Here is a 17,917-nt window from a genome sequence, read left to right as displayed (position 1 = left end):
CTCTATATATCAACAACAAAGGCTCTGTTTCCTATCAACAGAGCCTTTGTTTATCTTATACAGAAGCTCCATTTTTCTTTGTCCTAACAAAACTAAGCTTCTATTGTTTTAAATCCAAATTTATTTTAGAATAATAAAGCGGAGTTACGTCAATATGACCAAAACCTCCCGTGCTCCATGCGCTCCCATGACCAATGCCTGTTCGATGTCCGCCGTCTTTGACGGGCCGGAAATAAAGGTACCGAACTGATATTCCTGTCCGTCCAGTTTGCGATAAGCGTCGTACATGGTATCCACAATCTTATTCCGGTCGATCAGAATCACCAGTTTCTCCGAAATAAAATAAATCGCTTTGTACTTCACGGTTTGCGGTATCCAGACAGCGCCGTTCTCCGCTACTCCGATCTCTCCCCGAATAACGGCTACCTCGGTTCCGTCCAGTTCTTTCGGGTCGTCCACCATATCCGGATTGAAAGTTGCGCAAGATATATCCGGCAATCCGGAAGCGATGCGCATCGCATCCGGATACGTCCGGCGAATGACGGCATTCACATCTTCGCCTTCGCCCAATACCACTGCCGTACCGCCTACCGCACGGCTGATAGCGCAAAATTGCTCCATTTTGTCCGGATACGTCAAACGTTTCATATCCGCTATATCCGGCTTTTCGTAGCGTGTCTGCGTATGCTTGCGGATGCTCGCCAATATTTCTTCTCTGCTGCTCATTTTGATTCCTCCTTTCCCTGTACCTCGTTTTTCTTCCACATTTCGTTGAATGACTCTTTGGCAAATTCCGGCAGTTCGCGTCCTTTGCCCCAATCGTCAAAGTCATTGTATTTCATAAAGCGTGGCAGGCCGTTTACCATCGGAGCCGCCCACAAAGCCGCATTGAACAATGCAGGACGCTCCATCAGGAACTTCATGCCCCCGGACATTATCTTCTTTCCGGTATTCGCCTTTCCCAATCCGTCAAGGTCCTGACGCCACTTGTAAATCTGTTCTGCCAAATCCACTTTTACCGGACAGACATCAGAACAGGACATACACAAGGAACAGGCAGAAAGATTATCATAATACTTCTCCGGATCATGAGCCATCCCCAGATTGATACCGATAGGGCCGGGTATAAAGTAAGTGTAGGAGTATCCCCCACTTCGGCGATAGACCGGACAGGTATTCATACAGGCACCGCAACGGATACAGTTTAATGTCTTGATATGGTCGGGCTTGGAAAGGATCGTACTCCGGTCGTTATCCACAATAATAATATGATATTCGCCACCTTCACGCGGACGGCGGTAATGAGAAGTATAGGTAGTCACCGGCTGTCCGGTTGCCGAACGTGCCAGCAGACGGGTGAACACACCCAGCGCATCCAGATCCGGCACGATCTTCTCCATGCCGAAAGCGGCTATATTCAGTTTGGGATAAGAAGTACCCATATCGGCATTCCCTTCATTGGTGCAGACTACAATGTCTCCGGTAGAGGCTACGGCAAAGTTGGCGCCCGTCATGGCGGCTTCCGCATTCAAAAAGAGGTGGCGCAGATTCTTGCGTGCGGCATGAGTAAGGTAGGTCGGGTCGAAGTTTCCTTTTTCCGTCCCCATCTCCTTTTCAAACAGTTCTCCCACTTGCTCCCGTTTGATGTGGATAGCAGGAAGAACGATATGGCTCGGTTCGAGATGCATCAATTGCAGAATACGTTCGCCCAAGTCGGACTCTACCACGTCTATTCCGCGTTCCATCAAGAAGGGATTCAACCCGCACTCTTCGGCAAGCATCGACTTGCTCTTGATGAAATGATGTACATTATGCTCATTCAGTATTTCGTACACAATGGCACAATATTCGTCCGCATCTTTTGCCCAGTGCACAATCGCTCCGTTGGCAGTGGCGTTCTTTTCAAACTCCTGCAAGAGTTCTTCGAGGTGGCTGTTGGAATACAGTTTCAGTTCACAAGCTTTGTTGCGCAGTTCTTCCCATTCGGGAACTTCCTTGCTCATCTTGTCTCTTTTGGCTCGGACCATCCAAAGGGTTTCGTTATGCCATGCTGCCATCTTGCTGTCCTGCAAGAACTTTTCGGCAGCCTTTGAATGTTTGGTACTCATGATTGCGACGCTAAAATTTCGACAATGTGGATAATTTGAATCGGCAGATGCTCCCGTTTGATCACACCTTGCATGTGCATCAGGCAGGAACTGTCCGCTCCGACAATGTATTCGGCTCCGGTAGCCATGTGGTCTTTCACCTTATCACGCCCCATGCAGACGGACACCGCCTGCTCTTCTACGGCAAACATACCGCCAAACCCGCAACATTCGTCTATATGGCTGGGCTCGAAAACTTCGATGCCTTCGACCATATCGAGCAGATCGCGCAATTTATTGTAATAAGGGATATTTAACTCGCTGGGAGCGGAAATCAAGAGTTCGCGCACACCGTGGCAACTGTTGTGGATACTGACTTTATGCGGGAAGCGTGCGGGTATCTTCGTCGGTTTAAGCACATCATGGATAAACTCGCAAAGGTCATAAATCTTCCCCGCACTCTGGCAGACGTGCCCTTCTTTTTCAAGGATACCGGGATGATTCTCTTTCACAAATGCCACACAACTGGCGGAAGGGCCGACAATGTAATCGTACTCCCGGAACAGATCGTCAAAACGGAGCGCCAGCTTCATCGATTCATCTTCAAAACCGGCATTCGCCATCGGTTGTCCGCAACAGGTCTGATCCAACGGATAATCGACATCTACTCCTAAACTTTTCAATAGTTTATACGATGCTACCCCCACATTGGGATAGATAGCATTGATATAACAAGGAATAAATAAACCTACTTTCATAATTATATTACGTAAAATTTAGATGCATCCTCTGCTACTACATCCGTTTTATCAGCTTACCGGATGTCAATTAGTTTGTGCGTTTGCAGGCTTAGTCTCCATTTAGGATGTCGCATTACACAGTCCACTGTCAAAGCAGTGTTATTACAAGAACAAGGCTGGAGGAAAAAATGTTCAGCGGGAAGCAGTTCATAAATACTTATATCTTGCCCTTCGTAGACAACTTTCACTTCATCCATCCGGGTAATCCCTAATTTGACACCCTGCTTGGGCGAACAGGTCACCCAGTCGATGGACTCCGGCAGCGGTCGCGTGCCGTTGGTTTCGATACAAACGTATTTGCCCGCTTCGTGCAGACGGTCGATCAGCGCGTCGTCTATCCAGAGCGAAGGTTCTCCCCCTGTGAGGATGACGGTAACGGCGGGATATTTACTGACTTCGGCTATGATTTCGTCGTCAGTCATCAAGGTGCCTGCTTCGTGTTGTGTGTCGCAAAAGCTGCATTTCAGGTTGCATCCGGAAAAGCGGATGAAGACTGCCGGAGTACCTGTGTGGTAGCCTTCACCCTGTAGACTGTAAAAGATTTCATTAATCTTTCTCATCATTCGAGCTGTTCTAAAATTTCTATTGTCTATTCTGTCTCTCCTGCTACCGGAGTTTTCTCGTTTGCCGCAGCATCTTTCTCGTAGATGACGATGTTTCCTTCGGACTCCTGCACTTCTACTTTATAGCATTGCGGAATCTGCTTGCAAACCCATCGGGCAATGTTTTCTGCTGTCGGATTGAATGGAAGTACTTCATTCAGATTCTGATGGTCCAGTTTCTCCGTGACCACTTCTTTGATTCGGGTGAAATCCACCACCATTCCTTCGGAGTTGAGCCGTGAGGAACGGCAATAGACAGTGATAATCCAGTTGTGACCGTGTAGACTGGCGCATTTACTGCGATACGGAAGTACCAGCTTGTGAGAAGCTGATATCTCCATGCGTTTGATTACTGTAAACATGGCTGTATATATTTAATATAGTTACAAGCATCTAATGTCACCTCGATGCAAGGACAAAGGTAATATAAAAAGAGCTTTCATCCAGCAAACCCGATTATTTTTTCCTGTTTTTACACTATCTTTGCCGAATGAAAACTCTTTATATTGTTTTAGGAAGCATATCTCTCGGACTCGGCATTCTCGGCATCTTTCTGCCGTTACTGCCCACTACCCCTTTTCTGTTACTGACCGCCGCACTTTATTTCAAAGGGTCGCCACGATTATATAACTGGTTGCTGAATCACCGGCACTTCGGTCCATACATCCGCAATTTCCGGGAAAACAAGGCAATACCGCTCCGCGCCAAGATTATCTCACTTGTGCTGATGTGGGGAACGATGCTCTATTGCATCTTCTTCCTGATTCCGTTCCTATGGGTGAAAATTCTTCTGGGACTGATAGCGGCAGGAGTCACCTATCATATTCTTTCTTTCAAGACATTGAAATAGTTCGAAAGCCCCTGACGGGCGTCGGCAAGTTTGTCCTCCCAATGTTTCACGGAGTTTTGTCCGATAATGTCGGTCACGTACTTCACGGAGATAAAAGGAATCTCTTTGGAACGGCAGACGAAGGCTTGCGCATACGCTTCCATGTCGACGACATCTCCGCTTACGTGAGTCAGTTCCGTCAGGAAACCATCTCCCGTATTACAGATTCCCTCTTCCGTCCAATGCTTGCAAAAGCCTTTTGTTTCGAGCAAAGCGGAAGAATCTATTTCGCATTCCATACCTAGTCCGGCAAGTTTCTGCATATCGCGGTCTATAAATTTGCGGCAGACAAAGATATCCCCTACCTGATGATTGACTGTTCCGGCACTTCCGAGATTCAAAACGAGATCGGGCTGCACCTGGCGGATCGCTTCTGCCAGATGAAAGGCGGACTTCACTTTTCCAATCCCCGTACGGATGTAATAAGGCTCTACATCGGGCCACTTTATCTCTACAAATTCGCCTTGAACGGCATACGTTACTAATATTTTCAGCATAAGTTTTCTGTATAAATAGACATTATCAGATGCAAAAATAAGCATTTATACTCGAAATGGTCAGAGATTGTTCTAAAATGATCAGTTTTTAATGATGGTTGCTTTCGGCGTTCGCTAACTTTGTCGAATTCAACAGTTATCAACTGTTAGGACATATTTTTAAAGAAAGCGGTAACGAAAACACACTATTCTTTTCGGCTTTTTAGTGGTTTGTCGAAAGATGATCGTCTTATTAATACTACTATATAAGCTGATGCCTCACAAGGCAAAATATATAAAGGGATAAAGAAACTAAAAAAGATATACGATGAAAATTAAAGTTGGTCTTATTGGATTCGGTCGAATGGGACGATTTTATTTGAAAGAGATGCAGAAAAGCGGAAGATGGGATGTCGCATACATTTGCGACATCAATCCCGACTGCCGCGAACTGGCAAAGCAATTGTCGCCCGAATCGAAAATACTCGAAAATGAACAGGAAATGTTCGATGATGAAAGTGTGCAGGTGGTCGGACTCTTCGCATTGGCAGACTCAAGGCTTGACCGGATTGAAAAGGCTATCAAATACGGGAAACATATCATCTCCGAGAAACCGGTATCAGACACCATAGACAAAGAATGGAAAGTAGTGGACATCACCGAGAAAGCCAGTTGTTTTTCTACTGTCAATTTATATCTCCGCAACGCCTGGTATCATCAGACTATCAAACAGTTTATCGATCAGGGCGAGATCGGCGAACTTGCCATTCTGCGAATCTGCCACATGACTCCGGGTCTCGCACCGGGCGAAGGTCACGAATATGAAGGCCCCGCCTTCCATGACTGCGGAATGCATTATGTAGACATTGCACGCTGGTATGCCGGATGCGAATACAAGACATGGCATGCGCAGGGCGTCAATATGTGGAGTTATAAAGATCCTTGGTGGGTACAGTGTCACGGGACATTCCAGAACGGCGTTGTTTTTGATATCACTCAGGGGTTTGTGTACGGACAATTGTCCAAAGATCAGACTCATAACTCATACGTGGACATCATCGGTACCAAAGGTATCGCCCGAATGACACATGACTTCAAGACAGCTGTAGTCGATCTGCGTGGAGTAACGCAGACACATCATATAGAGAAGCCGTTCGGTGGAAAAAACATCGATGTGCTGTGCGACTTATTCGCCGACTCCATAGAGACCGGAATCAGAAATCCCCAACTGCCGCTCATACGCGATTCAGCCATCGCATCGGAATATGCGTGGACCTTTTTGCACGATGCCTATACACATGATTTGCCTGCTATCGGTGAACTGGAGACACTTGAGCAAATATGGGAAAGAAGAAGAAATATGAAAAATGGATACGGATTACTTCAAAAGCCATGATAAATATTCAATAAAATAAGAAACTGAAATCAATTATTAACTCTTAAAAATAAAACCATGTCAGACTTTTCAAGAAGAAAATTTCTTAAAACGGGGGCTGCTGCTTTAGCAGGAATCACCATTGCTCCCAGCTCTATCTTAGGTATGAGCCACGGGCACGTTTCACCAACCGACAAACTGAACCTCGCAGCCGTAGGTATCGGCGGTATGGGGCATGCCAACATCAACAACGTGAAGGGCACCGAGAACATTGTAGCTCTTTGTGACGTAGACTGGAAATATGCCAAAGGCGTATTCGATGAATTCCCGAATGCGAAGAAATACTGGGATTACCGCAAGATGTACGATGAAATGGGCAAATCCATTGACGGCGTAATCATTGCTACCGCCGACCATACTCATGCCATCATCACGGCAGACGCCATGACAATGGGCAAGCACGTATATTGCCAGAAACCGTTGACCCACTCCGTTTACGAATCCCGTTTGTTGACCAAGCTCGCCGCCTCTACCGGAGTAGTTACTCAAATGGGTAACCAGGGAGCATCGGGCGAAGGTACCGACCTGGTTTGCGAATGGATCTGGAATGGAGAAATCGGTGAAGTAACCAAAGTGGAATGCGCCACCGACCGTCCTATCTGGCCGCAAGGACTGAATGCACCCGAAAAGGCAGACCGCATCCCCAACACATTGAACTGGGATCTTTTCACCGGACCTGCCAAACTGAACCCGTACAACAACGTTTATCATCCCTGGAACTGGCGCGGATGGTGGGATTACGGTACAGGTGCACTGGGTGATATGGCCTGTCATATTCTGCATCAGCCGTTCAGAGCTCTGAAACTGGGTTATCCTACCAAGGTGGAAGGTTCTTCTACTTTATTACTGAGTGCCTGCGCTCCTCAGGCCCAACACGTGAAGATGATTTTCCCCGCCCGCGACAATATGCCGAAAGTTGCCTTGCCGGAAGTTGAGATACATTGGTATGACGGCGGTATGATGCCGGAACGTCCGAAAGGTTTCCCGGAAGGAAAACAACTGATGGGCCCCGGTGGTGGGCTGACTATTTTCCACGGAACAAAGGATACATTGATTTGCGGATGCTATGGAGACCAACCTTTCTTGTTGTCAGGCCGTGTGCCCAATGCACCGAAAGTTTGCCGCCGTATTACTTGTTCTCATGAAATGGACTGGGTACGCGCTTGTAAAGAAGACAAGTCAAACCGCGTGATGCCTAAATCTGACTTCTCCGAAGCAGGACCGATGAATGAAATGGTAGTAATGGGGGTATTGGCTATTCGCCTGCAAGCATTGAACAAGACACTGGAATGGGATGGAGCCAATATGTGCTTCACCAATATCGGTGATAACGAAACACTCAGAACCTGCATTAAGGACGGATTTACGATTCATGATGGTCACCCGTCATTCAATAAGACCTGGACAGATCCGATCAATGCGAAACAATTCGCAGCCGAACTGGTGAAACATAACTATCGCGAAGGATGGAATTTGCCTGATATGCCACGATAAGAGGAAATTAAAGATCAAAAAATAAATTGATATTATATGAAAAAAGTATTTTACCCATTAGCTTGTTGTCTTGCAGCGGGAGTTTTAGTTTCCTGCAGCGGTCAGAAGAAAGCCGGGAGTGCTCAGGAAGAGCAATCGGCAAACGAAGTAGCAGTATCATATTCAAAATCATTAAAAGCAGCAGAGATGGATAGCTTGCAATTACCGGTAGATGCGGATGGTTACATCACTATCTTTGACGGCAAAACATTTAATGGATGGCGTGGTTATGGCAAGGACAGAGTTCCTTCCAAGTGGACTATCGAGGACGGTTGTATCAAGTTCAACGGTTCTGGTAGCGGTGAAGCGCAGAACGGCGACGGCGGAGACCTGATCTTTGCCCACAAATTCAAAAACTTCGAACTGGAAATGGAATGGAAGGTTTCCAAAGGCGGTAACTCCGGCATCTTCTATCTGGCTCAAGAAGTGACTTCTAAAGATAAGGACGGCAACGACGTGCTCGAACCTATTTATATTTCCGCACCTGAATATCAGGTATTGGACAATGACAATCATCCGGATGCTAAATTGGGGAAAGACAATAACCGTCAGTCGGCTTCTTTATATGACATGATTCCGGCAGTTCCTCAGAATGCAAAACCTTTCGGCGAATGGAACAAGGCTAAGATCATGGTTTATAAAGGTACGGTTGTTCACGGACAGAATGACGAGAATGTACTCGAATATCACTTGTGGACCAAACAATGGACTGACCTTTTGCAGGCCAGCAAGTTCAGTCAGGACAAATGGCCGTTGGCTTTTGAACTGCTGAATAATTGCGGTGGTGAAAACCACGAAGGATTTATCGGAATGCAGGATCACGGTGATGACGTTTGGTTCCGCAATATCCGCGTGAAGGTTCTTGACTAATACATCATATTATGAAAACGAACTATTTATTAGTGCTGTTCGCATTACTGCTAGCAATTCCGCAGGCAGCAGATGCGAAAAAGAAGAAAGACATTGCCATACAACTCTATTCGGTCAGAGACATCATAAATAATGGAACTGACCTCAACGTAGTTTTGAAGAATCTGGCGCAAATGGGATACACCAGCATCGAAGCCGCCAATTATGATAATGGCAAGTTCTATGGCAAAACTCCGGAAGAGTTTAAGAATGCTGTCGAAAAGGCTGGTATGAAAGTACTGTCTTCACATTGTTCCAGAGGATTGTCGGACAAGGAAGTGGCTTCCGGAGATTTCTCCGAGTCACTGAAATGGTGGGATCAAAGCATTGCCGCTCATAAAGCAGCAGGCATGAAATACATCGTAAATCCGGGAATCGGTGTTCCTAAAACAATGAAAGAGATGAAGATGTATTGCGACTATTTCAATGAAATAGGCAAAAGATGTCAGCAGAACGGTATGAAATTCGGATATCATAATCATGCGCATGAATTTCAGAAAGTAGAAAATCAAGCGGTTATGTTGGACTATATGATTGAGAATACCAATCCTGAGTATGTCTTTTTTCAGATGGATGTATATTGGATTGTCAGAGGGCAGCACAGTCCTGTGGACTATTTCAACAAGTATCCGGGACGTTTCACCGTGCTTCATATCAAAGATGACAAAGAAATCGGAGATAGTGGTATGGTCGGATTCGATGCTATCTTCAGAAATGCAAAGGTTGCCGGCGTAAAGCATATTGTTGCTGAAATAGAAGGGTACAGTTGTCCTGTAGAGGAAAGTGTCAAGAAGAGTCTGGACTATTTGCTGGATGCTCCTTTTGTAAAGGCGTCTTATAGTAAATAGAAGTAAATACAGAAAAAGGAAACAGTAGGTTCACGCTTTATTGCTTGAGTCTACTGTTTTTTCTTGGTATTGCCCGGCTATTATTCTGAAAGATATGCGAAGTATTTATATACTGGATCATCGATGGCACTATAAAAGAAAACTCCTTCTAATCATTAAAATACAAGGCAACTAACTCACAACGAACTAGTTGCCCCTTTTCGATTCTTAAAACAGAGTTACTACATAAAATTCCCTATACATCTAGTTGGGATAGATCTTGTTAAACGTTAGGAAAGCCTATCTTTATTCTACCCTCTTGTAAGTTCCATCTTCTGAACCGTTCTTTATCTTTAATATATCTTTTGAAAATAAACACTCCCATACTTTTTTCTGTCCTTTGAGCTTATTTCCATCATCAGAATAGGTAATTTCAATATTTATATTATCACCTGAGATTTCATACGTAAATAAATAGTTAGTTAAAAAGCTAGCTCCGTTAAGAAGCGCATAATACCCGGTTCCATCATTCTCAAATTTTAAGTATTTGTGAGTTCCTTCCGTACCCGTTGACCATGTTCCTACCAAGTGTTTCGAATCTAAGTCCATCCAATCATCATCATCAGAAGAACATCCCCCCAATACTATTGGACACAATAAAATCATAAAAAAAAGAAGCTTTTTCATTACGTATAGATATTTAATTTGTTTGTTCGGCAAAGGTAGGAATAATATTAATGTCATGCCAATTGTCTTTCAAGCAATAACATATGACATATCAAGTATTAACATCTCACTTCTCAAGTATTAACTCTTGATATATCAGGTATTAATACTCGACAACTCAAGTATTAATACCTGATATATAGTTTCACATAGAAAAGAGCACAAGCTATAATATCCATTTAATACATGAAAATTATCAGAGAATCTTTTGGCATTCAATATATTCTACCTACCTTTGCAGCATTAATTAACATTAATGCTTTGCCTGCAAAGCGGCAAAACAAACATAAGGAAATATTAACGGGAAATATACATTGTGGGACAAATAGATAGTGGGAAATGCTATTTGCCTATATAAACTTAATATAAACATGACTAAAGTAAAAAGAAATTCCGCTTAATTTCTAAGCAATGAGATTATTATACACCTACCTCAATGATCGTTATCTCCATACTTATTAGATCAATTAAACATATTCAAAAAATTCAATCAAAGATTTAAAACCAAATCTTTGGTAATAAACCTGCAAAACAAACTTTTAATAAACATATAAAAATGAAGAAAATCATCTTACAAAGCAATCAGCGTAAACTATGATTATAGAGGAAAAAATGAAAAGAAGGTCTTTCAAACTTCTATGCAAGACCAAGGATTGTATGTATATCAAAACTGGTAATCAGAATTAATATTAACTTTTTTCTTAGAATCTAAGAAAAACAAACAACTATTGTATGAAAAGAATTATTTTGAGTGCTCTAATTGGATTAATGGCAATTAGTGCAAGCGCACAACTTATGCGCAGTGAAGAACTGGAAAAGTACGCTAAAGAAAAATTTGGCGACAAATGGGTAGATGCGGCAGCAAACATAGGTTCGCAACTTGCACTGGACAAAAACAACTCTCTGACATATACCCAGGTTATCGAGTGTGGAGAACAAACCAAAGAAAAATTGTATGTTACTCTTAACCATTGGTTTGTAGAATCTTTTAATGACGCAAACTCTGTCATTCAACTTAATGACAAAGAAGAAGGAGTTATTATCGGCAAAGGTTACCTTTCTGATATTGCAGGACACTTAGGCGGAATGAACGCATACAATGTCAGCGTTCACCCTATTATTAAAGTGGACATCAAAGATAAAAAAATTCGTGTGACCTATACCGTACAATGTTTTGAGGTGGAGAAAGCTGTAGGAGGCGGTGTCATGTCTGCTCTTTCCAACACCAGGCCTTCCATATCCACAGAAAAATGGCCGCTTGAAACCTGTTACCCTTTCATTGAGAAGGATGAACATAAAGCGAAAAAGACTTCTTCAAAAGCATTAGTAATGACTCATGCATATTCTAATGTAATTATGGATAAGATTGAGGAGGCTGTAAAAAATGGTCTTGCCGGCAATGAATCTGATAATTGGTAATTAATAAATTAGCGCATCTCGAACGAACGAGGTGCGCTAATAATTTCCCACCGAAATAAGCTTATAGATTTCAATATATATTAAATTCCCAATATAGATTTAAGTTTCTGCAGATCTGCAGCTTGAATACTCCTTGATTTAGGAGACTGAGGAATATACATCACCATAATGAAACCACTTTCAACGGATAATCCAATCCCCATACTATATTTGTCCAAATCATTATTGATGAACAAAAATGTATCATCATCAGTTTTTCCTACTACTTGATATCTCTCTGACAGAAATTTAGCTATTTCTTCAGTATACGAATAAGAAAGTGATAAAGCTGAAGATGTTAATTTCCCATCCTCAAACAAATAAGCAACTTTCTTTACAGCACTATTCTCACCCTTGTAACTTATTACATTTCCATTATCCTCCCAAATAGTACGTTTCTCTTTAGCCTTAACAGTTGCCTTATCCACACCAAATTCCAATACAGGTTCTGTGTAAGTGCTATATTTAGCATTTACCACAACTTCACACAGCGCCTCTCCATTATCTGAAGTTGCAGTGATAATTGTTTTTCCAACATGATTTCCTTTGATTATTCCATCCTCACTTACTTCAGCTACAAATTCACTCTTTGAACTCCAAGTAGCATTGTCGTTTACCGTTACTTGTTTTGTGTCGCCCGAATACAAAGACACTTGATTAGTACTCAGAGTTAGTTTCCCATCTTCACTCTTACTACATCCGGCAATCACTAAAACAGCCGTCATTAAAAATAAAATCTTTTTCATTACTTGTTAATATTTAGCTAGCTTATTTCGTTTGTGCATTCATTTTACCAATCCATATCCCACCTATGAATCCTTTATGTAAAACGTGATAAACATTTGCCTGTTTAATCTTTCAAATAAAGAACATTTCCCTTGTTCTTTCTAAATATTTGGCAAAGATACAAATAACAACAACATAACACCACTAATCCGTAATAATTATTTCTATAAATTACTCGCTAATCATTCTCCTTATCAAATCTCTATTCCTCGGATCATCCGCATTGATCACCTCTCCATCTCCACGACCAAACTTTTTACGTTCTTCCTCGCTAATTCTCTTGTTAGTCCAGTACTTATTCTTACCTTTGCATCGTCTTAACCGACAAGATGTTTTTACCAATTCATAAGGAAGAGTTAATTGTTTTTCCCACACAAACTAAAAATAATCCCTTATCTTTTAGCAACTTCATCTGTATGAATTAATCTGTTACATTTGAGCAACTATCCAGTTACACTTGTGCAATATTTCAGTTACACTTGTCTAGCACCGAAGTTATTCAACTGCATATAATCAATGGCTATTCAAAAAAGGAGTTATTATGAGCATACTTTACAAAACAACCCGCTTCGCGGATACATTCACAGGAGATAAGGAGACAAATGTCCGGGTACAACTGCTATCATGGGATACACTGGACACCAAAGCATTCGTAGAATATCTGGCAACCAAATACAACCTATCCAAAGGAGAAGCATACAAAAGCCTCAGCATAGTACTGGAAGGAATGGAAGCCGTACTGAAAGACGGAAACATACTCAATCTGGACGACTTCGGCAGTTTCTCTCTAAACGGAAATTTCTGTGAAGACAAAGAGCCTGACGAAAACCACAGGGCAGAATCCATCCAAGTGAAAAACGTAGTTTTTAAAGCGGACAAGAATCTAAAAAAACGTATTTCAGCTGCCGGATTTGAGAAGTACAATCCAAAGAAACACAATAAACGGAAATATTAATTGCATGGAATACGATCGAATTTACTCCATCCGGAAAGGAGAATACTTTGCGGATGCGCTAAAACGTGCAGGAAAAGATTTTATTCCTACCAATTGCATCATCAACAAACTGCTGCCGGGACTGGGTGCCACGCACTGTGAACTCACAGCACCACGCAAATCCATTATCATCGAACCGAATGTACCCGTCATCGAGTCGAAAGCAAAGGTACATAAGAATGCACTTGCTGTCTATAAAGGTGTAAGCATCCGGCAGATCGCCGATTTTCTGGAGACAAACCGGGAGAAGGATTACAAACTACTGACTACGCCCGAAGGCTTCAACAAGATAAAGGAAGCCATGCAAACGGTGGATATAGATATGTATACGGAATGCTTCATCTTATTTGATGAATGCGAGAAGCTGGTACAGGACGTGCACTACCGTGACTCTATCCGCGAACCGATGAATGATTTCTTTCGTTTCCAGAACAAGGCACTGATTTCCGCTACGCCTATCGTACCCGAAAAGGACAGTCGTTTTGACGGTTTCATGCGGGTATTGATTCAGCCGGATTATGTCTATCGGCAGAAACTGAAACTGATTACTACCAACAATGTACTGGAAACCCTGCAGGAAGTGATTGAAGCCAAGAGAGGAACTGTCTGTATTTTCTGCAACAGTATAGATTCGATAGACAGCTTTTACCGGTTGATACCCGAACTAAGCAATGCCTGCACATTCTGTAGCGAAGACGGACAATACAAGCTCTGGAAAGGAAACCGCCGCAAAAAGTCAATGATGATCACCGAACTGGAACGCTACAATTTCTTCACCTCCCGCTTCTACTCGGCGGTAGACATACTCTGCAAAAATCCGCCTCATGTGATTTTCGTCAGTGACTTGTATGGTGCCGCGCAATCCGTTATTGACCCTGCCACCGAGGCAATCCAGATTATCGGACGTTTTCGGGGCGGAGTCAACAGTGTGACGCACATCGCTTCTATCCGACCGGAACTGGAATGTATGTCTTCTTCTGAAATCAATCACTGGATTCAGGGAGCTTCCACCATTTTCAACAGCTGGAAGTCGCAACTGGCACGAACTACCAACATAGGCGAACGCACCTTACTACAGGAAGCCATCGGAGAAAACTCTTACCTCCCTTATCTGGACGAAAACGGAAAGCCGGATTCGTTTCTGATAGCCAACTTCTATGAAAAGGAACAAGTGAAACGCTTGTATACCTCCGCCGATCTGCTGCACCTTGCTTACGAGCAGACCGGATATTTTGTCTTCTCGCACGAAGAACGCCTGATGCCAGTTTCGGATAATGAACGCATGGCTATCCAGCATCGTCTGGCAAAGAAGAAACGGGCAGAACTGATCGTCCGGAAACTGGAAGAGATGGAAAAAATGAGCAGAACTACCGACAAGAAAATACAGAAAAGGTATCAACGTATGTTGATGAATCTGATTACTTCTACCGCCGACAGGTATATATACGACTGTTTCTGCCGCTTCGGAGCGGAATTTGTAAGGGAAGCCGATTATAATGAGAATAAATTGCGGACAGCACTAAATGTGAGTAGCGAGCATACGATTAAGAAATCCGGGCAAATGCGGACATATATCCAACGTGCTTTTCCTGTGGGTGCTGAAATATCCGTGCAGGAAGCGAAAAGTATGCTCAGACAGGTATATAAAAAGATGGGATTAAACACGGGACGGGGCATAACGACGAAAGAACTGGAACAATATGCGGAAATAGAAAACAGCAGGAATCGCGAAGCCAGAATGATTAAAATACTGAAACACAAATAAATGAAAGAAAAATGCAGTTTTGATCCGGAAAAGACAAAAACATCCTATAGTTTTTTGCAAACTTATTTTAAAAACAAGTCATTTTCAGGGGTAAACCACTGATTACAAACGCTGTGACATTTTTGTTTATCCCCGTATAATACTTAGAATAAAGACAAAAATGTCACAAGCGGCTAATTCTATTATTTACCGAATCATGAATACTTTTTCAAACGCCTGCGTGCAAAGAGAGCCAAAACAAGCACAACGCACAAACCCGCTCCCCATATCCATAACAGTAAATCTCCCCCTTCGGTCTTTCCATAAGAGTGCAAGCCGCTCAGGTAGTAGTTTACTCCAAACCAAGTCATGATAATGGAGAGAATGGAGACTACGGACAGCAAGTTGAAACACCAGGTTGTTTTACCTTTCAACAACGGGATAAAACGGATATGAAGTACCAGCGCATAGACAACAATAGAGATTAACGCCCATGTTTCTTTCGGGTCCCATCCCCAGTATCTGCCCCATGAGACATTTGCCCAGATAGCACCGAGGAAGGTTCCTGCCGTCATAAAGAATAAGCCGAGAATCATTGCCATTTCATTCAGTAAGGTAAACTCACGGATACGGAAAAGAAGTTTCACCCGATTGGTGGCAGAAAGCAGATTCATCAAGATAAGATTAAACAGTCCCGTCAGCGCACAAAGTGCGAAGAATACATAGCCGATCATGATAATGGCGACATGAGACATCAGCCAATACGACTGAAGCACCGGAACCAAAGGAGTTATTTCCGGATTCAGATGGTTCAGTCCTGCCACGAAAAGCATGATTCCGCCTAACAGTCCGGCAAGCGCAGGGAGAATACGGAACCGGCGGGCAAACAAGAGTCCGCCGCCAACGAGCAGCCAGGAAGTGCAGATCATTGATTCGTAAGCATTCGCCCACGGTGCACGTTCGGAGATATACCAGCGCAGTAAGACACCGGTCGTGTGTGCAAGGAAAGCAGCGATCAGAAGAACAATCAGTATGCTGCTCAGTCTGCTCCCCCATTTGAAATCCGCGATAATCTCTCCGCAGGCAATGAAAAGTAAGATTCCGCCCAAAATCAGGTAAGCCAGACGACACCAGAAGAACAGGTTTAACTGATTATAGAGAAGTTCCGCTTTTACTCTCTGATTATCAATAGCGGGAGTTTTACTTTTTGCCTGCTGGAAGATATGCATCATATCGACAATCTTGTCCGCTTCTTTCCAGTTATTAGTGCGGGCCCCATTGCCCAATTCGTAGATATACCAATCCATGATTTTAGAAACAAACAGGGAATCCTTATCATGAAAGACGGTTTGTTCGTCACCTGCCGAGTACCATTTTCCCTGAACGTCGTTTTCGTCCGGGAAGAGGGGCAGAAGTTGATACTGCATAATACGATAGACAATATTCACCGATTCATCCAGTTTTAACAAATCCGAATCCATTCGTTTCCGTTCTGAAGCGGATTTTGCATAGATGGCATTCACTTCATCGGTCAGCACATAGTTGCCGTCGGCATCAAAGACATCCTGCCATGCGATGTATTTGCCGTCTCTTCCGAACCGTTGAAGAATTTCTTTATTATCGACCTTGATAAAAGGATAGCCACCCCACTCATCCGGAAAAGCGAGAAGATTCAGAAAGAACTGGTCTGAATTGATGCTGTTCAGCTTGTCCGCTCCGTAAAGTTTGCGTAGAATGGCGGAAGTGTAACTGTTGACAGGTTCAAGGCGACCATTAGGATTGAGCAGTACCAGACTGCCGAATTTCCGGGCATGCGGGGCAGGAATGCAAGGTAGCTGCGAAGAAGAAAGCGCTTCCTGTGCATATGACGCCTGTGTGCCCAGCGCACCGGATAAACCTAAAAAGAGAAGCAGACAGAAAGGAGCATTCTTTTTCATCTCCCCCAGTTCCCTGCGCAAACGCCCGAAACGGGACTTCTTACTGAACAGAGTCAGCACAAAGCCGGCAAACAGCAGGAAATAGCCGATATAGGTAATCTGCATACCGGGACGGTCATAACTTACGGACAACACCGTTCCCTGCTCATCCGGATCGAACGAAGACTGAAACAAACGATAACCATCCACTTCAATCACCTTATTCATCCGAACCGTAGCCTGCAAAGGAGCTTCATTCTCCTTCTTTATCACCAGATCGCTTTCGTAAGACATCGGACTGTGCGACCCCGGATAACGCTTTAACCGGAAATCGTCGAGGGTGATAGAAAAAGGCAGGGAGGCATTTCCCATCCCTGCCCCTTCATCGCGCATCATGCGGTCCACCGTTTCCCCCTCACGGATGTGCATGATTCCTGTTACTCCTGCATAGTGAGTAACAGCCGCCCCCAACCAAATAAAAACCAAAGCCCCATGAAAGAGCAGACTTCCTTTACTAATTCTTTTGAAATAACCTCCCTGAAGAAACATGGCCAACAGATTGACAGCCTGCAAGAGTTGCAACAAAATAAACCACGGAGCATAATAAAAGTATTCGCGCGCAAGGGCCGGACCGGACGAATTTTCCACAAAAGTGGCGATTGCCAGTACCAGCGCATAAACTCCCGCTAATACGTACATCAACATCGGAGAAGCGATCAATCGAATCAGTTTCAT

Annotated in this window: 17 protein-coding genes; 8 read left to right on the top strand and 9 right to left on the bottom strand. The window is 43.5% G+C overall.

Features of this window, described 5'->3' with window-relative positions; genetic code table 11:
• Window positions 1-144: 144 nt before the first annotated feature.
• The 5 genes from ACHLI0_RS20610 to ACHLI0_RS20590 are packed head-to-tail and all read right to left on the bottom strand — an operon-like array spanning window position 145 to window position 3,851.
• Entirely contained in the window at window positions 145-726 is a 582-nt protein-coding gene (locus ACHLI0_RS20610) for a LutC/YkgG family protein (RefSeq protein ID WP_490749938.1), read from the bottom strand.
• Complete coding sequence (locus ACHLI0_RS20605) at window positions 723-2,108, bottom strand: lactate utilization protein B (RefSeq protein WP_490749937.1); 1,386 nt, start codon at window positions 2,106-2,108, stop codon at window positions 723-725. Before ACHLI0_RS20605 ends, ACHLI0_RS20610 begins: the two co-directional genes overlap by 4 nt.
• Window positions 2,105-2,845: a (Fe-S)-binding protein gene (locus ACHLI0_RS20600; RefSeq protein ID WP_008760113.1), complete on the bottom strand. Its 741-nt coding sequence runs from the start codon at window positions 2,843-2,845 to the stop codon at window positions 2,105-2,107. The genes ACHLI0_RS20605 and ACHLI0_RS20600 overlap by 4 nt, the downstream gene beginning before the upstream one ends.
• A gap of 56 nt (window positions 2,846-2,901) precedes the next feature.
• Window positions 2,902-3,447: a 7-carboxy-7-deazaguanine synthase QueE gene (locus ACHLI0_RS20595; RefSeq protein WP_032840540.1), complete on the bottom strand. Its 546-nt coding sequence runs from the start codon at window positions 3,445-3,447 to the stop codon at window positions 2,902-2,904.
• Between the two features lie 29 nt (window positions 3,448-3,476).
• Window positions 3,477-3,851: a 6-pyruvoyl trahydropterin synthase family protein gene (locus ACHLI0_RS20590; RefSeq protein ID WP_195380707.1), complete on the bottom strand. Its 375-nt coding sequence runs from the start codon at window positions 3,849-3,851 to the stop codon at window positions 3,477-3,479.
• Between the two features lie 128 nt (window positions 3,852-3,979).
• Between ACHLI0_RS20590 and ACHLI0_RS20585 the strand changes: the two genes are divergently transcribed.
• Window positions 3,980-4,339 (top strand): YbaN family protein, encoded by a 360-nt coding sequence (locus tag ACHLI0_RS20585; protein ID WP_008764611.1) that lies wholly within the window; start codon window positions 3,980-3,982, stop codon window positions 4,337-4,339.
• Here the strand turns inward: ACHLI0_RS20585 and ACHLI0_RS20580 are convergent.
• On the bottom strand, window positions 4,309-4,875 hold the full coding sequence (locus ACHLI0_RS20580; RefSeq protein ID WP_008764610.1) for a 5'-methylthioadenosine/S-adenosylhomocysteine nucleosidase family protein: 567 nt from the start codon (window positions 4,873-4,875) through the stop codon (window positions 4,309-4,311). The two genes, ACHLI0_RS20585 and ACHLI0_RS20580, sit on opposite strands and share 31 nt — an antisense overlap.
• A gap of 307 nt (window positions 4,876-5,182) precedes the next feature.
• Between ACHLI0_RS20580 and ACHLI0_RS20575 the strand changes: the two genes are divergently transcribed.
• The 4 genes from ACHLI0_RS20575 to ACHLI0_RS20560 are packed head-to-tail and all read left to right on the top strand — an operon-like array spanning window position 5,183 to window position 9,579.
• On the top strand, window positions 5,183-6,250 hold the full coding sequence (locus ACHLI0_RS20575; protein WP_008764608.1) for a disaccharide 3-dehydrogenase: 1,068 nt from the start codon (window positions 5,183-5,185) through the stop codon (window positions 6,248-6,250).
• A 57-nt stretch (window positions 6,251-6,307) separates the two neighbouring features.
• Complete coding sequence (locus ACHLI0_RS20570) at window positions 6,308-7,783, top strand: glycoside 3-dehydrogenase (protein ID WP_490749936.1); 1,476 nt, start codon at window positions 6,308-6,310, stop codon at window positions 7,781-7,783.
• A gap of 36 nt (window positions 7,784-7,819) precedes the next feature.
• The gene (locus ACHLI0_RS20565) at window positions 7,820-8,692 is read left to right on the top strand and encodes a 3-keto-disaccharide hydrolase (RefSeq protein WP_227230411.1); all 873 of its coding nucleotides are present in this window, start codon (window positions 7,820-7,822) and stop codon (window positions 8,690-8,692) included.
• Window positions 8,693-8,703: 11 nt separating this feature from the next.
• A complete protein-coding gene (locus tag ACHLI0_RS20560; protein ID WP_008764604.1) occupies window positions 8,704-9,579 on the top strand; it encodes a sugar phosphate isomerase/epimerase family protein in 876 nt (291 codons plus the stop codon).
• A 285-nt stretch (window positions 9,580-9,864) separates the two neighbouring features.
• On the opposite strand, the gene ACHLI0_RS20555 is transcribed toward ACHLI0_RS20560, so the two are convergent.
• Window positions 9,865-10,245, bottom strand: coding sequence for a DUF5640 domain-containing protein (locus ACHLI0_RS20555; protein ID WP_130041607.1), 381 nt, complete (start codon window positions 10,243-10,245; stop codon window positions 9,865-9,867).
• Between the two features lie 771 nt (window positions 10,246-11,016).
• Here ACHLI0_RS20555 and ACHLI0_RS20550 point away from each other — a divergent pair.
• Window positions 11,017-11,703, top strand: a complete 687-nt coding sequence (locus ACHLI0_RS20550) for a DUF4468 domain-containing protein (RefSeq protein WP_008764586.1) — start codon at window positions 11,017-11,019, stop codon at window positions 11,701-11,703.
• Window positions 11,704-11,783: 80 nt separating this feature from the next.
• On the opposite strand, the gene ACHLI0_RS20545 is transcribed toward ACHLI0_RS20550, so the two are convergent.
• Window positions 11,784-12,488, bottom strand: a complete 705-nt coding sequence (locus ACHLI0_RS20545) for an Ig-like domain-containing protein (RefSeq protein ID WP_178068265.1) — start codon at window positions 12,486-12,488, stop codon at window positions 11,784-11,786.
• A 581-nt stretch (window positions 12,489-13,069) separates the two neighbouring features.
• Between ACHLI0_RS20545 and ACHLI0_RS20540 the strand changes: the two genes are divergently transcribed.
• Both ACHLI0_RS20540 and ACHLI0_RS20535 read left to right on the top strand, forming a co-directional pair.
• Entirely contained in the window at window positions 13,070-13,483 is a 414-nt protein-coding gene (locus tag ACHLI0_RS20540; RefSeq protein ID WP_008760098.1) for an HU family DNA-binding protein, read from the top strand.
• 4 nt (window positions 13,484-13,487) lie between these two features.
• The gene (locus ACHLI0_RS20535) at window positions 13,488-15,287 is read left to right on the top strand and encodes a hypothetical protein (RefSeq protein WP_490749935.1); all 1,800 of its coding nucleotides are present in this window, start codon (window positions 13,488-13,490) and stop codon (window positions 15,285-15,287) included.
• A 194-nt stretch (window positions 15,288-15,481) separates the two neighbouring features.
• Here the strand turns inward: ACHLI0_RS20535 and ACHLI0_RS20530 are convergent, their stop codons facing one another.
• A complete protein-coding gene (locus ACHLI0_RS20530; protein WP_490749934.1) occupies window positions 15,482-17,917 on the bottom strand; it encodes a cytochrome c biogenesis protein in 2,436 nt (811 codons plus the stop codon).

Source organism: Bacteroides sp. RCH18 (assembly GCF_058231005.1).
The sequence above is the reverse complement of the archived record's forward strand: the minus strand, read 5'-3'. Positions and strand labels throughout refer to the sequence as shown.